Below are 18,192 nucleotides of genomic sequence, written 5' to 3'. Positions count from 1 at the left end.
GGCTCCGCAAGGAGTAATCTCTTCGTGCCCCGGCAATTACATTTCGTACCGTATTTGTCAAAGAATCGGTTATCTTTGGCCGTATATGAATTTCCCGTATTTCATAGCAAAGCGTGTTGCCGGCTCCGGTCAGGCATCCTTCTCCCGATTGATTATTCGGATCGCAGTAGTGGCTATCGCTCTGAGCGTAACGGTCATGATTTGCTCTAATGCCCTGATTGCTGGTTTCAAGCAGGAAATCCGGGCTAAAATCTTCGGCTTCTGGGGGCATATCCATATCACCGATACAGACATTAACCGGTCCATGCTCGAAGCTTTTCCTATCAAAAAAGATCAGGATTTTTATCCGCATCTGGATACAATCAAAGGCGTTTCCTACCGCATGCAGGAACCCTTCATGGGCAAACGGGTGGAACGGACGTACACCACAAAGGGTGGTATCCGGCACATTCAGGTGTTCGCCATCAAGCCAGGGATCATCGAGGCGGGCAAGGGAGAAGATCAGGATATCGAAGGCATTATCCTTAAAGGAGTGGGGGAGGACTTTGACTGGGCTTTTATGGACCAGTACATTAAACGAGGGAAACGGTTGTCGCTCCCTGAGGATGAAATGTCTCGGGACATCCTGATTTCTGCCCAAACGGCCAAACGCCTGCAGATCGATACCGGGGATACCTTTATTGTACACTTTGTGGAGAAGGGCGAGCAGTTGCAGCGCCGTTTTTACGTTAGCGGGGTTTACCGGACCGGGCTGGAAGAGTACGATCAGAAGTTTGCTCTGGTGGACATCCGGCAGATACAGCGCCTGCTGGGCTGGACAGAAGATCAGGTTAGTGGCTTTGAAGTCTTTATTGATGATATTGATGACCTGGAGGCCTATACCGATTACATTTACTACGAAGAACTGCCACCTGACCTATACGCTGAAAGCATTCGCCGGAAACTACCGGAGATATTCGACTGGCTGGACCTGCAGGACATCAACGAGGTCGTCATCTTATCACTGATGGTAATTGTAGCGATCATCAATATGGTCACAGCGCTTATGATCCTGATTCTGGAGCGTACCAATATGATTGGCACCCTTAAGGCGCTGGGGACTTCCAACTGGAGCATTCGTAAAGTGTTCCTGTATTATGCTGCCTACATTATCATAGTGGGGCTTTTTTGGGGCAACCTCTTCGGCATAGGGCTGTGCGTATTGCAGGATCAGTTTGAGCTCATCCGGCTTTCAGAAGAAAACTACTACCTGAGCACGGCTCCGATTGCACTGCAGGCACTGCCGATTTTGCTCATCAATTTAGGGACGCTCATCATCACCCTGGTCTTTTTGCTGTTGCCGTCCTATCTGGTCAGCAATATAAGCCCTGTTAAAGCCATTAGGTTTAAGTGATGAGAAATTGTATGTTTGTGGATGAAGTCCGATTCCTCAAATTGACCAAGAGCAGCCATGATCCGGTACTATACCAAAGAGGACAGAACGCTACGGGAGCTTGAAGAGCCGCAGTATGGCTGCTGGGTGAACATCTCCCCGCCATTCAGCCACGAGGAACTGGAAGAGCTTTCCCAACAATTTGATATTCCACTCGACTTCCTGACCGACTCCCTTGATATTGACGAACGGTCGCGCTACGAGCGGGAGGATGACATCCGCCTTATTGTGGTGAATACCCCTATCCTGAATGAGATAGAGGAAGAGAACGACGCCATTTATATTACTGTACCGATCGGTATCATTCTGACACCGGATCAGTTTATCACCATTACGGCCTACGAAAATCCGGTCCTGCAGTTGTTCCTGGACGGAAAGGTCCGCGGCTTCAACACCAATGACGAAAGTGCGTTTGTGCTTCAAATCATGGAGCAGAACGTCTACCGCTTTCTGACCTGCCTGAAAAAACTCAACCTTAAACGGAACCTCATTGAGAAAGAGCTGTACGACTCCAGCCGAAACAAAGAACTCAAGCAGCTCCTCAGCATCGAAAAAAGCCTGGTTTACTTCGTGAACTCCCTCAGCGCCAACGAACTGCTGAAAATGAAGATGAAGCGTACGGATTTCCTTAAAATCCGGGATGACGAGGACAAATCAGATCTCTTTGAAGATATTATCATCGATAACAGTCAGGCCCTTGAAATGGCAAACATCTACACCAATATCCTGAATGGGACGATGGATGCCTATGGATCGATTATCTCCAACAATCTCAATATCACCATCCGGCGGCTCACGCTGATTACCATTATCCTGATGGTACCTACGCTGGTTGCTTCCTTTTACGGGATGAACATCCCCCTGCCTCTGGAGGGACAACCCTACGCCCTCCCCATCATCGTCGCCGTTTCGATCAGCCTTAGCCTGCTTGTCACCTGGTACTTTCAACGCAAGCGGCTGTTTTAGTGCCCGATAGAATCTTGTTAATTCTTATTCGTTTTTTTGGTATGTGATGCATTAGCCGTACCTTGTGTGGTAGATTCACCCCCCTTCACAGAAAGAACACCCAGATACCCCATTTCGGGGGCACATCCATCCATTCGACCAGCATAAACAGCATTAAGGCCGTTGCAAATGTGACGGAAAAACGAGGTATAAGCCGGAGGGAGTTTTCCGGTATATTGAATTCGATAAACAATGAGGCTACACACGATTTACTTCACAGCCCTGGCTGTTCTGTTGCTGGGGCAGATGCAGGCACAACCTGCAAAATGGGAAGGTGGCTTCCTGGCTGGCCTTTCGGGCTATCAGGGAGAGCTCACCGAAACGATATTCCCGGAACTGGACGAAACGGGAGGACTGTATGGATTCCTTGCGCGGTACCATCTGCATCCGGAGTGGGCCATCCGTACTCATCTTACCTACACTGAACTCAGCGGGGTAGATCTGCCCCGTTTCACCAACAGAAACTATAGCTTTCAATCCTCAATAGGCACCGCAGCCCTCGCGGTAGAGTGGGAGCCCTTTGGGCAACGCCGTTATCCGGGGCCACGGCAGTTCAAACGGATTTTTTCTCCCTATCTGTACATCGGCGGCGGCTGGGCAGGATATACGGCAGAAGCGAAATTTGACCGTGCCAACACGGAGTTTAAATCAGAGGAGATTGCCAAAGATCAGGCTGAGGGCTATCCGAAACATGCTTTCCTGCTTCCTGTGGGCGTAGGGCTTAAAGCCGATGTGACCCGCAGTATGGTGGTGGGCTTTGAATTTGGCACGGCCACGGCATTCTCTGACTATTTAGATGGTATTAGTGAAGCCGGGAACCCTGCCACTCCGGACTGGTTGCCTACGGGGGCGCTTACCGTTACCTTCCGGCTGTTGCCCAAAGATCAGGATAAGGACGGAATTGCCGATGAAGAAGACAATTGCCCAAAGATCAAAGGCAACTGGTCGGCATTTGGCTGTCCGGATGAAGATGGCGATGGCGTTGAGGACCTCGAAGACTTGTGTTTGGGCGAGCCTGGCCCTCGAAATCTCAATGGCTGCCCGGACACGGACCTCGATGGTATAGCAGACCGGGAGGACCGGTGCCCTAATACCCAGGGCAGCAAACAAACCCAAGGCTGCCCGGACTCAGACAGCGATGGGTTAGCAGATTTGGACGACCACTGCCCAAAGTTATCAGGTTCTTTGGGGCGTTTGGGTTGCCCAGTGCTGGATACGGATGCTGATGGCGAACTAACCGATGAACCGGTGGTTTGTCAGGGCAGCGTTGAAACTGAACAGCTTAAAAGTCTGGACGAAGCCTACAAGCCACTTTTCGAATGGCTAAAGCAACTGCGTATTCCCGCCAAAAAGCCTCTGCCTGAAAACCTTACCGTACCTGCAATTACACCCTCACCTGCTACCGGAGTGTTCAACTTTTGAATAATTTTTCAAAAGAATTTGTACCTTTCCCGTGACAGAAATATGCCCGGAGCAGTTTCCCTTGACCAAGTATTAACCAAAACGCATATGTCTTCCAGAAGAAAATTCATAGAAAAAGTGCTAGGGGGCGCCATTGGGCTAACCGTTGCCCCTTCCTTGCTTCGGGCTGAAAGTGAGAAAAAAGCCGAAGCCCCGGTTGTAATCTCTACCTGGAATAATGTCAATGCGAACCGGGCAGCCTGGGCGGCCCTGACTGCCGGGAAGTCCGCTTTGGATGCGGTGGAAACAGGCGTGATGACCGTAGAAGCGGACCCTGAAGACATGTCTGTGGGGTATGGAGGACGGCCGGACCGGGACGGGCGAGTTACACTCGACGCGAGTATTATGAACGCTGCGGGAGATTGCGGTTCGGTTTGCTTTCTGCAGGATATCAAGCATCCCATTTCAGTAGCGCGCAAGGTCATGGAGGAGACGCCGCATGTCATGCTTGCAGGCGCAGGTGCCCGTCAGTTTGCACTGGAGAATGGCTTTCAGGAAGAAAATCTGCTCACACCGGAAGCGGAGCAAGCCTGGAAAGACTGGCAAAAAGAAGCTAAATACCAACCCATTATCAATATTGAAAACCACGATACGATTGGTATGCTTGCTATGGACAAGCAGGGAGATATCTCCGGAGCCTGTACCACTTCCGGGCTCGCCTTCAAAATGCATGGCAGGGTAGGAGACTCGCCGATTATCGGCGCAGGCTTATTCGTCGATAATGAAATTGGTGGTGCGGTGGCTACGGGTATGGGAGAAGCAATTGTCAAGGTGTGTGGCTCTTTTCTTGTCGTGGAACTGATGCGGCAGGGCCGTACAGCAGAAGAAGCCTGCAGGGCAGCGGTGGAACGCGTGGTAAAAAAGCAGAAAAACTACGAAGAATTCCAGGTGTGTTTTCTCGCCTTGCGGAAAGACGGCTCTTATGGAGGCTATGCTTTGCATAAGGGCTTTACCTATGCGGTCTCCAATGAGCCCGATCCAAAGATTACCAAAAGTTCTTCTTACTTATCCCGTTAAACGTAGTTTAGGATTTTTTTTCGGGGCTGCTTGTTTCCGTGCAGCCTCTTGCTGCTTTATGCCATGTCGTCGCTTACTTCAATCATTGCACACTTCGGGGAGATTCGTGGATTCTTTAGGTATGACCAATTTTCAATGTTGTATATAAGGCTGATTAATAGTGTGTTGTGTTGTGTTGTGTTGACCAGGGTGATAAAAGGCACCCTAATGTCAGCTAAAATTATCATAGATAAAATACACTAATCTAAAACCAAACGCCTAAATTTGGTCTCGCTTGGAAAACCCGGACATTTGCTGTGCGCAAAGGTGATGGTCTGGGAGTAAAAATCTCCTCAGTGGATGTTTTTCTTTCAAGCGTTAGTGGTTGTGCAGAACTACAGGAAATAAGAAGGCGTACTTTACGTTTTGGATTATGACCTGCTGTTGACGTTCAGCCACCAAGAGCTTTAGAGGTACAGAACTACATATTGTTGGATTGAGGTTGGAATACCGGGGCTCCCGCCATTTCCTTATGACCTTATATGTGCGCTGTTTATTCACCGTTATTAGTGAATAGCACGCTACCCTCACCTGTTCAATTGTTTGTACTGCACTTCCTTACGCATCTTGGACTTTATTATATGTTATTTTTTATAATTAATGACAGATCATTCGTTTTTCGAGCGTATAAATTTTCTAAATTTGCGCATCTCAAAAACTCATCCCATGACGCGACTTAAGTACAAGCTATTGTTCCTGGTTCTCACAGTGGCTGCCAGCCTTAATGCTCAGCAGCTTTCCTTATTTACGCAGTACCGTGAGAATGCCACGGTGATCAATCCTGCTGCTGTTGAGAGCGACTTCCTCGCCTTTGGCCAAAACATTTCCTTCGGCGCTTCCTATCGTGCCCAGTGGGTGGGTCTGGAAAATGCGCCCACCACTCAGACCCTGCGAGGTTCCTATATACATACACGCGGATCAGGCGTTACGTTCATGGCCGGCGGCCATGTGATCAATGACCAAACCGGGCCAACCGGGTTTACCGGGGCCTATGGCCGTATTGCCGGTATTGTTTCCGGTGATCCGGAGACGGGTGGTTTTGTCGTGGGGCTTAGCGCCGGCGCGGTGAATTTCCGCGTTGATGCTTCCCAGATTCGCTTGCGCGAACAGGGAGATATCGTGGGCACGACTGATCAGTCCCAGTTCTTCCCGGACGTTGGCGTTGGTCTTTATTACTACCGGATGGTAGGCCGTAATGACAATATGATCTACGGTGGATTGTCTGTCCCTCAGGTGTTCGGTCTCGACCTGACCTTTCAGAATGAAGAAGGGGAGTACAGTACGAAGCGGGTGCAGCACTATTATGGTATGTTCGGCTTTTATGCCTTCCTGAATGACAATAGCTTCCTTGAGCCTTCGGTATGGATTAAATACACTGAGGGTGCGCCGACAAACGTAGATTTTAACCTACGCTACTTTACCCCGGTCAACTTTTGGGTAGGCGCTGGTGCTTCAACAGCGGGTAATGCTCACCTTGAAACAGGTGTGATGCTGGGTGACCTTGCTGGTTACGAGAATACCTTCAGAATCGGCTATGGTTTTGACTATTCCTTCAGCTCCTTTGGGCCCTCGGCAGGTGCCACCCATGAAATCAACCTGACGATGTCGCTTTATCGCTAGACCTAATGGCCGAACAACAACAAACACTTATACTGCTATACTCTAACGGACCAACACCAGGTATGGTGGCCCACTAAAAATTGTGAAAGTCCCATGAATTTTCAGATCATACTTCCCAATTTCCATATCCTCATGAAAAAAAGACTTCTTTCCCTTGCTTTGTTTTTCTTTTTCGGGGGAGTACTTGCGTTGCAGGCCCAAAATGTGGCTTACACGATGTACTTTGAACAGCCGGAAAATCCGCCATGTCTTGATGAAGAGATTTGCATTGATGTCACGGTGCAAAACTTCTCCAACATCGCTACAACGGATTTCAACATTCTCTGGGACTCCACCGCTTTCGAATTTGTTCAGGTCACAGGGTTTAACCTGCCCGGTCTGAGTGCGGCCAACTTCACCGAAACCAGCGCCGGTTCCCTCAATATGATGTGGGAAGTTGAGGATTGCAGTACGATTAACGATGGCGAAGGGGTGACTCTCGACGATTGTGACAATACCTGCCGGCCGGTTATCTTTCAACTTTGCCTCCGGGCAATTGGCACCTACGGCAGCTCTACAACAGTAACCGTTGGCCCCAACCGCTACACCACTAAAGACAACAGTAACTGTGTCAATACACAAACTTTTGTGGAGCCGGCATTCGTATCTACATGCGTTCGCCCCTTTATCATTGATATAGGCAGCGGGCAGGGTAATGAGGGCGACCTCGTCTGTATTGACTTCTCCGTAACTGGTCTCGACAGCTTGTCTTCCTTCCAGTTCCCGGTGGTGTGGGACTCCACGCTGGCTACTTTTGAAAGCGTGATTATCCCGCAAAACCTGCCTAACTTCGGGCCAGGCAATATTGGCAATCCGGAATCGGCTATGGGGGTACAGGAAGGCAGCATTACAGTTTCATGGGGGGCTCCACCTCCCGCCAACCTGCTTTCCCTGGCAGACTCCACACTGATATTCCAACTGTGCCTCCGGCTTAAACCGGGGTCTTGCTCCAGAGATATTGATGTGTCCATTGCTGACGTGCAGCCCGGACAGCCTTTCTTCCGCCCGGAAGCAACGAATGATTTTATGAACGGCTTCTCCAACATCCAGGTTGGCCAAAATCCTGGAATTATCGAGGTGGGGACCTGCAATCCTGAGGGTGTGCAGGTGGTCGCTAACTGCGGCGCACCGGTAACCGTTAATGATCAGATTTGTGTAGCCGTAGAAGCAGGCAGCAACTTTCAAAACGTAACCGACCTGGGCTTCCTCATGCAGTGGAACACCAGCATTCTGGAATATACCGGCGTACAGGGCTTTAACCTCCCTGGGCTTAACGCTACGGGCTTTAATGAACTGAATACTCAGAATGGTATTTTAGGCTTTGAGTGGGATGGCTCTGCTCAAACCCGTAATGAGGGTGATGTCATTTTCGAGGTTTGCTTTGATGTGATCGGACTCGGTGGCAACAGCCCTTTCCAGTTTATCAATAATAATGCGGATGTTGGGCAAATCAGCAACGGCCCCAATATCGGGATCAACCCTACCAACTGCGAAGTAACCGTTAATCAGCCTCCGGGCATAGTGATGGAACTTACCGGTGGGCTGGAAGGACAGCCAGGGGATACACTTTGCTTTGACTTCACTGTAACTAATTTCACAGATGTGGAGGACATGCGGTTCAGTATCGTGTGGGAACCTGAAAACCTGGAATATCTGATTGGAGTTGGCCCTCAGAATGTTAACCTTCCCAACGGTGCTGCGGCACTGAATGCCCTGGGCTTCGGTAATGGTCAGATTCTGTTTGACAACTGGAACCCTCCTTCGCCTGTAACCCTGGCAGATGGGACCTCTATTTTTACCCTTTGTTTCCAAATTCCGGATGATGAAAACCTGGCTGGTACTTGTGACCTGGTTCAAATTGCCAGTGACCCGCTTGTGGCCGAGGTTATCACTTCCAGTTCCAATAACGAAGATGTCGGATTGACTGGCATCGGCGGCGACTACTGTATTCTCAGCCCTGATGGTTTCTGGCTGGTGGGAGGCCAGGTAGAAGGGGACCTTCGGGATACCGTTTGTGTACCCTTCCAGGTCGGGCAGTTTGAAGATATCACGGGGGCAAGCTTCTGTATCAACTGGGCGCCAGGCTCCCTCAACTTTACTGAATTTATTGATCCCGGGCTCATCCCCAACCTGAACTTTGATCTGGATGCTGAGCCGGTAGGTGCTGCCTGTATAGACTTTATGAGTGCAGAGCCATTGTTTGCAGTAGATTCAGCCATTATCTTTGAAATGTGCTTTGAACTGCTTGGGCCTGCCGATACCTGCTACTCCATAGCTGTCAATGAGATTCCCAACCCAACGGTGACCACCGCCAATGGGCCAGGCAGCCTGCTGGATTTACCCGCAGAACTCTGCATCAATGATAAACTTTTCCTTGATACCACAATCATTACGGCAGTAAGCTGTCCTGGTGTTTGTGACGGAGAAGTACAACTTGTCGTTTCCGGTGGCGTGCCTCCGTACACCTTCAGCTGGGAAACGGCGCCTCCGCAATTTGGCAATACCGCACGATTCCTTTGTGCAGGTGATGTGGTGGTGACCATCCTCGATAATTCCGGGCTCTCGCTTACCGACACCATTACTGTACCGGTGGGAGGAGCCGATCTTTTTGTAGATGTTGGCCCTGACCGTATCGCAAATTGCGGGGATTGCAGCACTGCCAACTTCATCAGTGCGATGGCTACACAGGTGTCTGAAAACCCGAATGTGGTATACGAATGGACCGCTTCTCAGGGCGGGCAAATCTGCGGTGCCACAGATAGCCGCTTCCTGCTGGCCATCGGGCCGGGGGTATTTACGTTTGAGGTTCGGGATGACAGCAGCGGCTGTTTTATTACTGATACGCTGGAACTGCTGGCACCTGCACTGCCATTAGTCGAGTTTGAGCAGGCAGATCCAGGACAAATTGACTGTAACAACCCCTCCATTATGCTCTCCGTAGTAGAGGAGGACAACGTGGATTATAGCTGGACCGGGCCAAATAGTTTCACTGCAGATACCAGGGAAATTATGGCCTCGGATTCCGGTACTTACGTGATTACGACTTCATTTATTGATAGCGGGTGTAGTGCTACGGATTCCATTACCATAGATATTGATACCACGCCTCCGTTCATTTTGGCCAGCCCTGGTACAGATTCTGTATTCGTCGGCTGTAATGATGCGGCCAACCTGAACGGCTTTGTAGCAGAAGATATCGCTGATTATACAGCCCGATGGCTGGATGATACCGGTATGGAAGTGGCCAGTGGAGAGACTTTCTCTACCACCACGCCTGGTACGTACTTCTTTGAAGTTATCAATAATCAAAACGGCTGTGCCGCACTGGATTCCACGGTGGTCTCAGCAGAGGCGGAGCTGCCTATGGTTATGATAGATCAGGACGCAGCCATCAACTGTAATGGAGATGAGGTGCAATTGAATGCGGTTGTCACCAACGCCAACCCCAATGCTGTGTTAGCCGACTGGAGTTCTCCCGATGGTGGTCAGTTGGCCCCTGGAACGGAAGACCTGCTCACGCCAACGGTCACCGTACCGGGTACTTTTAACCTCACCATTACCGATGAGGCAACCGGCTGCACGGCTACAGATATGGTTACCGTAGTTTACGATACTATCCCCCCTGCCGCTGTTGCTGCAGTGGATGGTCTGATCAGTTGCGACAGTGAGACAGCTTTGCTGGATGGCTCTGCTTCCGGACAGGGGCCAAACGTGACTTACAACTGGAGAAGCTTGTCCCTGGGTGATGTGAGCGATAATATCACAGAGCCGGTTGGCGCACCAGGGCTTTATGTGCTAACAGTACGCGACACACTTTCGGGCTGTGTAGCCACCGATACCGTCCTCGTTGTACAGGATACGATGCCTCCGCTGGTGACCCTGACCCCGGCTCAAAACCTGAATTGTAACAGGGATACGGTAACCTTTGCGGCAAGTGTGGACCTGGATCCGGGTACATTCACCATAGATTGGGGGAACAGTATTTCCATTATCGAGGGCGATACCATCGCCCGGGTAACAGAACCCGGAGTGTACACCATAACCGTCACCAATGATATCACCGGTTGTGAAACCGTTCTCACCCGAGAGGTCGATGACCTGGATGATGCGCCCGAAATCGTACTGGCCGAGGATGTGTTGTCTCTGGATTGCAACAACCTGCAGGTCATGCTGGATGCCACCGGCTCCACAGTCAGCGATAGTACAGTGACGGTGCAGTATCAGTGGTCTGCGATTGAAGGTAGCCTGATTTCTCCATTGAACGGGCAAACTGTACAGACGGATGAGCCCGGTATCTACGTGCTGACCCTCACAAATGTGGTTTCTAATTGTGCGGTGACAGATACCGTGGTGGTGGAAGACAATCAGGATACGCCAACGGCGGTGGTGGTTGAGAACCAAATCTTACTAGACTGTCTTAACCCGATAGATACACTGGATGGAACGGGCTCTGATACTGGCAATAACTTGATTTATATTTGGCAGGTAATTGATCAGGGTACTGTTGTCGACACGCTGGCCATCGGTCCGGATGCATTGACAGCCCAAGTCACCAATGAAGGGATATATCGTTTGCGTATCCTTAATTCTGAATCCGGCTGTTCCGCTGGTTCTTCACCTGTCCAGGTGACCGTAGAGGGAGAGACCCCAACAATTGTATTCGGCGAACCAACCGATATTGGTGTGATAGACTACGATTGCAATGTGCCTGATACCATTAATGTGGAGATAAGCCTTGCTAATCCTGAACTGTTTGAGGAAACTGATTTGGTTTACGAATGGTCTCCGGGCGTATTTTTTGATGGCGATGTTACCACAGTTGGTATTTTGGCGCCAGGTACTTATAACCTGATGGTTACAGATACGACTACAGGCTGTGTTGGTGAAAATGATTTAATCGTGAACGACATCCGCGAATTCCCCGATATCGAATTTGCCGATGAATCCCCGTCACTGACTTGTACCGCGTCGACCATTGCTCTTGACGCTTCTGGTTCTACTTTCCAGCCTGACACAACCGTTTACAGCTGGATGGATATCGATGGTATGGAGCTGGGCACGGACCCAACGCTTGAAGTCACCACACCGGGCCAGTACCAGTTTATGGTGACAAATACGATAAATGGCTGCTCAACGGTAGATACGCTTACAGTTAGTGAGGACACGAATCCGCCGGCTGTACAGCTGGAAGTACCCGAAGACTTTACCTGTATCACAGAGAATGTCCTGCTGAGTGCAGCACCAACGGGTGATGCGAATGATTTCACAACAGTCTGGAGTGTTGACAACGGTGGGACCATCGTGCCTAATGACGGCACCCTGACTGCCAATGTAGATGCCCCGGGTACCTATCAGTTGACGCTGACTTCCAATATGAATGGTTGTGATTCCACTGTGATCTTTGAAGTCGCTGCCGATACTACTGCACCGGAAGGCGAAATTGCCATGCCTGACTTCCTGGGCTGCCCTGGTCAAACCGTTACACTTGATGCCTCTTTATACGGTAACAACGGTGAGTTTGACATCGAATGGACAAGCATGGCGGGCAATATTACCCCGGCTACCGGTTCCTTCCTGGTGGATGTAGACGCTGCGGGCACCTACTTCCTGTCCGTAACAGACCCTACCAATGGTTGCGAAGCTATGGATACGGTAGCGGTGGAGCTTGATCCCGAAACGCCAATTGCTGTGGGTGCGGCTCCGGACAATATCCTGGGCTGTGGCGATACCCTTACCCTGGATGGTACCGGTTCTTCTGAAGGTATGATCTACGATTACGAATGGGTAGCAGTGGGCGGCATGGGGCTGCCTCCGGTGCCGGTTACCAATCTGACGGCTACGGTCGATGCAGTTGGCGATTACCTATTTATCGTGACGAATACGAATACCGGTTGTTCTGATACATCTGAAGTGGTTTCCATCCTGCCTGACGACAGTCTGCCGGACGCACTGGCACAAGTCGATAGCGTGTCTTGTGATGGCAATGCCTTCATTAGTGCAAATCTGCCGGATGGGGTGACCGGGCAATGGACCCTCAATAGCGGTATTGGCACACTACAGTCAGACTCCCTGAGTGCTACGGTGGTTACCGGACTGGGCAAGGAATTGGTAGAACTGACCTGGAGCCTTTCACAGGATGGCTGCCCTGACTTTAGCTCAAGCACTATTACGGTTGAACCACAATTGGCACCGGATGCCGCAAATGATATCATGACGGTCGATCAGGGCTCAAATCAGGCACAGGCAGTTCTGCTGGCCAACGATATCCTGACCGGCGTTCCAGGTGTCACTTTTGAATTCACCAGTGAGCCAACACTGGGCGATGTGACGGATCAGGGAGACGGTGATGTAACCTACACCCTCACCACCAACCTCTTCGGTCCTGCACAAGATGCCTTCGGCTACGTCATCTGCAACGCGGATTGTCCAACCCTTTGCGATAGCGCTTCCGTTGAGGTAAGTATACAGCGCGACAGCATGGAAATCGAAACGCCTAATGGTATCACACCAAACGGCGATGGTTTGAATGATGCACTGATCTTTGACCAGCTGATTTTGAACCCGGATGAATATCCGAATAACGAATTGATCGTCTTTAACCGCTGGGGAGACATCGTATTCCAGGCTCAGCCATACGGTAACGACTGGCAGGGCGAGAATATGGATGGCACCAACCTTCCAGACGGTACCTACTACTTTATCCTTCGATTGGATATTGGTGGTGGAGAGATCATCAAAGGCGACGTGACAATCCTAAGGTAGCATCCTGTTCCTGACTAAAGCAAAGCCCGCCCTTCGCAACAGTGCGAAGGGCGGGCTTTTTAATTCAATTTCCCAGGTAGCTAGCGTTACAAGCAGCACCTGTTGAAAGGCGCCGAAATATTTCGGAGCACCTTCCTGCTTGCTAATTGCCGAAGGGCAGTAATTCAGACCTCTATGCTGCCTCACCGAAAAAGAGGGAGCGACTTCGTATATTACCACCAGCAGCGCACAGCGTATTCAAAACGTTCCGGCTTTCAGCAGTCCAATCAATTTGCCGACGGTCAGTGAATCAGGCCCTTGCAGCGAACCGCCTTGCCTAAGATGACTGACTTCGTAGAATTCCAACCTATTACCACCAGCAGCGCACAGCGTATTCAAAACGTTCCAGCTTTCAGCAGTCCAATCAATTTGCCGACGGTCAGTGGATCAGGCCCTCGCAGCGATCCGCCTTGCTCAAGACGGCTGACTTCGTAGAAGTCAAACCTTACTAACCCCGGAAAACAATTAGCAGCCCGACTTCGTAGAAGTCGCATGTTCTTCCTGTGCAATAAGGCATAGATTTCCTCGTCTAATAATTGTATAACAACCCTACCGTTTAATAAACTTCAAATGCACCCAGGGCAACCCTTCCCGCTTGATACTAATAAAATAAGGCCCTGCCGCCCATTGGCCTGTCGGAAGCGGCCCGGCATACACCGAGGACTGTAAAACCCGCTGCCCCTGTGCATTAAAAACCTGAATCCCCTCAATCCTCACCGGGCTTTCGAGGAAGAGCTCCCCGTACGCCGGGTTAGGGAAAATCCGGAGTTGCTGAAGTTGCGCATCCTCAGTACTGCTAAGCATCACCTCAATTGGTTCAGAATACCCCCAGCAGAATGCCTCATTTTGAGCGCCCACCTGATAAGTACCCTCCTCGTTCGGCAGGAAATACGGCACTGTAGTGGTATCTACCGGTACGCCTTCGTACAGCCAGATAAATAAGCCACTGTTCGTCAGGTCGCAATACAGCGTGTCCTCCACCTGCTGAATACCAGGGGCAGGCAGGGAGGCTGGCACTTCACCCACGATGAATGCCGTGTCGCACTGTCCGTTGCTGGCAGTAATTTCGTACACATCAGCTGGTATCAATAACAGGCTCGTATCCGTAAAGCTGAGCCCAAGGTCAGTAATGGTGTAGACGTAACCCGGGCTTTGCTCCACACTAAGGATCAGGCTGTCTCCCTCGCAAAGTGGCGGGATGAAAGGCTGAAACTCCGGTGCGGGCGCGGCGGGCAACCGAGTAGCTTCCAGGACAGCAGACTCGGTTGTACAATCATCCAGAATGCCCAGGAAGCTGTAATTGCCAGGTGTGGGAAGGAGAAAGGACTCCATATCGGTATTCTCAATCAATACGCTGCCCGGTTGTTGCAAAAGCAGGATCGAATCAAAGTCCGGCTCCGCATCAAAGGCAATTTCCATGGGTACGCCGGGACAGAAAGTATAGGCTGCTTCCAGCCCTGTAAAGGCAGGCAGCTCAGTGATACTGACCGTCAGGGTATCGGAATAGGTCGGGAAGGTCCCGGTATTGTTGACCAGGTAGTACTGCCCGGGCTCCTGAATGGTCAGGCTTGCCATTGGATCATCGGGTAGGGGCGTACCACTGTTTTCCCACACCCAGCCCTCCCCGGCGATGGTGGCAGAGAGGGTGAGTGTTTCCTCTTCGCAAAGCTGCACGCTTCCGCTTTGGCTTAGGCTGGCTGAGAAGACCGGCTCGCTTTCAAAGCTCCAGCCCTCCGGTTGAAGGACATACAACCCATTTTCAGTATCAGAAGCGATAATCGTACCGGAAGGGAAAAACGGATAAACGCCCCAGCAGCCATCGTAACCCTGATAGTTGGTGTTCTGTGGATGGGTGTCGTAGTAGGCAAATGAGGTCACATTCAGCGGGTCACTAATATCAAAAACCTGCACCCCTTCGTGGTAGTAGGAAATAATGGCATAATCTCCCCGGATAAAAGGGTTGTGCGCGATAGAGCCGGTCGCCTGTGGTGCCAGCAATTCTGATTTGAAAAGGTCAACGACCTCCATTTCCAGCGGGTCGCTCACATCGACCATTTTCAGGCTGCGCCCAAAAGTTTCATCTGCGAAAACGAGGTGGTCTCCATCCCCATGAAGCCAGCTGGAATGGTTGTACCCCTGCTCAGGATAGTTGCTCAGGGTGCCCATGGTGACCGGAGTGGTGGGATCAGAAAGATCGTAAATAGAAAACCCGCTTGTACCATGGGAGCAATAAGCGATGTTGTCGCGGACGAAGATGTCATGAATGTACCCTCCGGCCGGCAGTATGGGATTGCCCAAAAGGGTAGGGGCAGCCGGGTTTTGAGTGAGGTCGAGGATGGTAACACCATTCGAAGGGTTGTTGCCGCCGGCTACGTACAGCCGCCCGTTAGCTTCGTCGATAAAGATGTTGTGGGCCCGGGTAAAGAATTCGGTGCTCTGGGAGACCTGAATCACTGTATCCGGCAGTTGGCGCAGGTCGAAGATGGTCAGCCCTTCGGAGCCCTGGTCTGCGCACATGTAGGCGTATTCGCCATAGGTTTTGTAATCCCGCCAAATGGAGTTGAGCTGACCGGGGAAACGGCCGACTTCCACGATCGCTTCCGGGCTGGTAATGTCAAAAAATACGGTGGTGCCCACATTGCCCAAAATGGCGTACTCCCGGCCATCCGGGGCGGTATATCCCCAGATATCATTGTAGCTCAGCGATCCAAGGGAGGGGAGGCTGTTGTCATCCCACACGGAAAGGGCGGTCATATTGAGGCTGTCCTGGGCCCGGGAGAAAAAAGGTCCGCTGCAAACAAGCAGCAGGATAAGCAGTCGTTGCATGATGATTTTTTTTATTTTGCAATTTGTTTAGGCTGTGTTGAGAATCCGTTTTTGGAGCGAATGCACCCAAAAGGTGAAATCTCAATATAGACTTAAGGAAGGAAAATGGACGCATGACTAAAGATAAACTTTTAGCGGTAAAAAACCTGCGAACTTCGTTCTTCACTGATGCGGGCGAAGTCCGTGCGGTGGATGGGGTCAGTTTTGACCTCTACAGGGGCGAGACACTGGGTATCGTAGGGGAATCGGGCTCTGGCAAGTCTGTCACGGCCTTATCGCTAATGCGGCTGATTCCTTCCCCGGGCCGGATTCTGGGAGGGACCGTTGGGTACTTCCCGGAAGAAACGCCCGCTGGTGTGAATTTACAGGAGCTGCCGAGGAAATCGATGCGGCACTACCGGGGCAGCGAACTTGCCATGATTTTCCAGGAACCTATGTCATCCCTAAACCCGGTTTTCCGTTGTGGCGAGCAGGTTGCTGAAGGGATGCGCCACCACCTGAAGCTTTCCAAAAGCGAAGCCAAAACCCGTGCCCTGGCCTTATTTGACGAAGTGCAGCTGCCAGACCCTGCCCGTATTTATCAGGCTTATCCCCACCAGCTGTCCGGGGGGCAGAAGCAAAGGGTCATGATTGCCATGGCTATGAGCTGCAAGCCGGGCGTGCTTATTGCCGACGAGCCCACTACCGCCCTTGATGTGACGGTACAGAAAGCGATTCTGGAGCTCATGGCGAAGGTGAAAACAGAGCTGGGTTCATCGGTCATTTTTATTACGCACGACCTGGGGGTGATTTCCGAAATTGCCGACCGGGTATTAGTGATGTACAAGGGGAAAATCGTCGAAGAGGGCAGGGTAGAGGACCTCTTTTCCAACCCTAAACACCCTTACACCAAAAGCTTGCTGGCCTGCCGCCCGCCGCTCAACTACCGGCTCAAGCGCCTGCCTGTGGTCAGTGACTTTATGGAAGTGAAAAAATCGGATGACGGTGCAGTGGAAATCCTGGAAAAAGCCGTCACCCTTGAGGCCGTAATCCGTGGGCAGCGGGTGCCTGCCATGGAACAGCTTCGCCGGAGCCGGGTACTCAAGCAACAGGAGCCCATCCTGAAAGTCAGTAACCTGCAAACATGGTTTCCGGCCAGGCACAACTTTTGGGGCAAGCCCAAAGACTTCATCCGCGCCGTGGACGACGTGAGCTTTGAAGTTTACCCCGGAGAAACCCTCGGACTGGTTGGAGAGTCGGGCTGCGGGAAGACGACTCTCGGGCGGAGCCTCCTCGGCTTGGCACCGGTGCGCAGTGGCCGGGTGGAATACAAAGGGCAATCCCTCCTCGATCTTTCAGAAAAAGACTGGAAGCCGTTGCGGCAGGATATGCAGATTATTTTTCAGGACCCCTACGCTTCCCTCAATCCCCGTATGACCATCGGTAAGGCGATTATGGAGCCCATGCAGGTACACGGGCTGTACAGCTCAGACGCTGAAAGGCGGGACCGGGTATTGCAGTTACTGGAAACGGTAAGCATGCCGCCTCAGTACTTTGACCGTTATCCGCACGAGTTTTCGGGAGGGCAGCGGCAGCGCATCGCTATTGCCCGGGCGCTGGCATTGAACCCCAAGTTCATTATTTGTGATGAGTCCGTTTCTGCTTTGGATGTCTCCGTACAGGCGCAAGTGCTGAACCTGTTGATGGAGCTCCGGGAAAAGTACAAATTCACCTACATCTTTATTTCGCATGATTTGTCGGTGGTCAAGTTCATGTCTGACCGCATGATCGTTATGAATGCCGGTAAGATTGTAGAGCAAGGATACAGCGATGAAATCTATGAAAACCCTCAGAACGAATACACGAAGAAGTTGATTCAGGCGATTCCGCAGGGGCGGAGCCGGCTGGTCTAGGGACTATATTTGAAAAAAAAACTTTCAATAAAAACGGGCTCAGCCGGTACGTGACCAGCT

General features: G+C 51.2%; 8 protein-coding genes. 7 read left to right on the top strand and 1 reads right to left on the bottom strand.

What is annotated here, in order from left to right; all coding sequences use genetic code 11:
• The first annotated feature begins 85 nt into the window (after positions 1–85).
• The 6 genes from IX84_RS24940 (at position 86) to IX84_RS24915 (ending at position 13,375) form a co-directional block, all read left to right on the top strand.
• The gene (locus tag IX84_RS24940; protein WP_044227477.1) at positions 86–1,393 is read left to right on the top strand and encodes an ABC transporter permease; all 1,308 of its coding nucleotides are present in this window, start codon (positions 86–88) and stop codon (positions 1,391–1,393) included.
• Positions 1,394–1,450: 57 nt separating this feature from the next.
• Positions 1,451–2,398 carry a magnesium transporter CorA family protein gene (locus tag IX84_RS24935; protein ID WP_044227475.1) on the top strand — a complete coding sequence of 316 codons (948 nt, stop codon included), beginning with the start codon at positions 1,451–1,453 and terminating at the stop codon, positions 2,396–2,398.
• A gap of 231 nt (positions 2,399–2,629) precedes the next feature.
• Entirely contained in the window at positions 2,630–3,859 is a 1,230-nt protein-coding gene (locus IX84_RS24930) for a DUF6089 family protein (protein ID WP_044227471.1), read from the top strand.
• An 87-nt stretch (positions 3,860–3,946) separates the two neighbouring features.
• Positions 3,947–4,915: a N(4)-(beta-N-acetylglucosaminyl)-L-asparaginase gene (locus tag IX84_RS24925; RefSeq protein ID WP_044227881.1), complete on the top strand. Its 969-nt coding sequence runs from the start codon at positions 3,947–3,949 to the stop codon at positions 4,913–4,915.
• A 705-nt stretch (positions 4,916–5,620) separates the two neighbouring features.
• Positions 5,621–6,574 carry a PorP/SprF family type IX secretion system membrane protein gene (locus IX84_RS24920; protein WP_044227467.1) on the top strand — a complete coding sequence of 318 codons (954 nt, stop codon included), beginning with the start codon at positions 5,621–5,623 and terminating at the stop codon, positions 6,572–6,574.
• 132 nt (positions 6,575–6,706) lie between these two features.
• Positions 6,707–13,375 (top strand): T9SS type B sorting domain-containing protein, encoded by a 6,669-nt coding sequence (locus IX84_RS24915; protein WP_160213927.1) that lies wholly within the window; start codon positions 6,707–6,709, stop codon positions 13,373–13,375.
• A gap of 588 nt (positions 13,376–13,963) precedes the next feature.
• Here IX84_RS24915 and IX84_RS24910 read toward each other — a convergent pair.
• Positions 13,964–16,240 (bottom strand): choice-of-anchor B family protein, encoded by a 2,277-nt coding sequence (locus IX84_RS24910; protein ID WP_044227461.1) that lies wholly within the window; start codon positions 16,238–16,240, stop codon positions 13,964–13,966.
• A 113-nt stretch (positions 16,241–16,353) separates the two neighbouring features.
• Between IX84_RS24910 and IX84_RS24905 the strand changes: the two genes are divergently transcribed.
• A complete protein-coding gene (locus IX84_RS24905; protein WP_044227458.1) occupies positions 16,354–18,132 on the top strand; it encodes an ABC transporter ATP-binding protein in 1,779 nt (592 codons plus the stop codon).
• Positions 18,133–18,192: the final 60 nt, after the last annotated feature.

It is taken from the genome of Phaeodactylibacter xiamenensis (assembly GCF_000759025.1).
GTDB classification, from domain to species: domain Bacteria; phylum Bacteroidota; class Bacteroidia; order Chitinophagales; family Saprospiraceae; genus Phaeodactylibacter; species Phaeodactylibacter xiamenensis.
The sequence above is the reverse complement of the archived record's forward strand: the minus strand, read 5'-3'. Positions and strand labels throughout refer to the sequence as shown.

Excerpts from the sequence above, each read along its gene's own strand:
- IX84_RS24940 (WP_044227477.1), top strand. The coding sequence starts at position 86 with ATGAATTTCCCGTATTTCATAGCAAAGCGTGTTGCCGGCTCCGGTCAG.
- IX84_RS24935 (WP_044227475.1), top strand. The coding sequence starts at position 1,451 with ATGATCCGGTACTATACCAAAGAGGACAGAACGCTACGGGAGCTTGAA.
- IX84_RS24930 (WP_044227471.1), top strand. The coding sequence starts at position 2,630 with ATGAGGCTACACACGATTTACTTCACAGCCCTGGCTGTTCTGTTGCTG.
- IX84_RS24925 (WP_044227881.1), top strand. The coding sequence starts at position 3,947 with ATGTCTTCCAGAAGAAAATTCATAGAAAAAGTGCTAGGGGGCGCCATT.
- IX84_RS24920 (WP_044227467.1), top strand. The coding sequence starts at position 5,621 with ATGACGCGACTTAAGTACAAGCTATTGTTCCTGGTTCTCACAGTGGCT.
- IX84_RS24915 (WP_160213927.1), top strand. The coding sequence starts at position 6,707 with ATGAAAAAAAGACTTCTTTCCCTTGCTTTGTTTTTCTTTTTCGGGGGA.
- IX84_RS24910 (WP_044227461.1), bottom strand. The coding sequence starts at position 16,240 with ATGCAACGACTGCTTATCCTGCTGCTTGTTTGCAGCGGACCTTTTTTC.
- IX84_RS24905 (WP_044227458.1), top strand. The coding sequence starts at position 16,354 with ATGACTAAAGATAAACTTTTAGCGGTAAAAAACCTGCGAACTTCGTTC.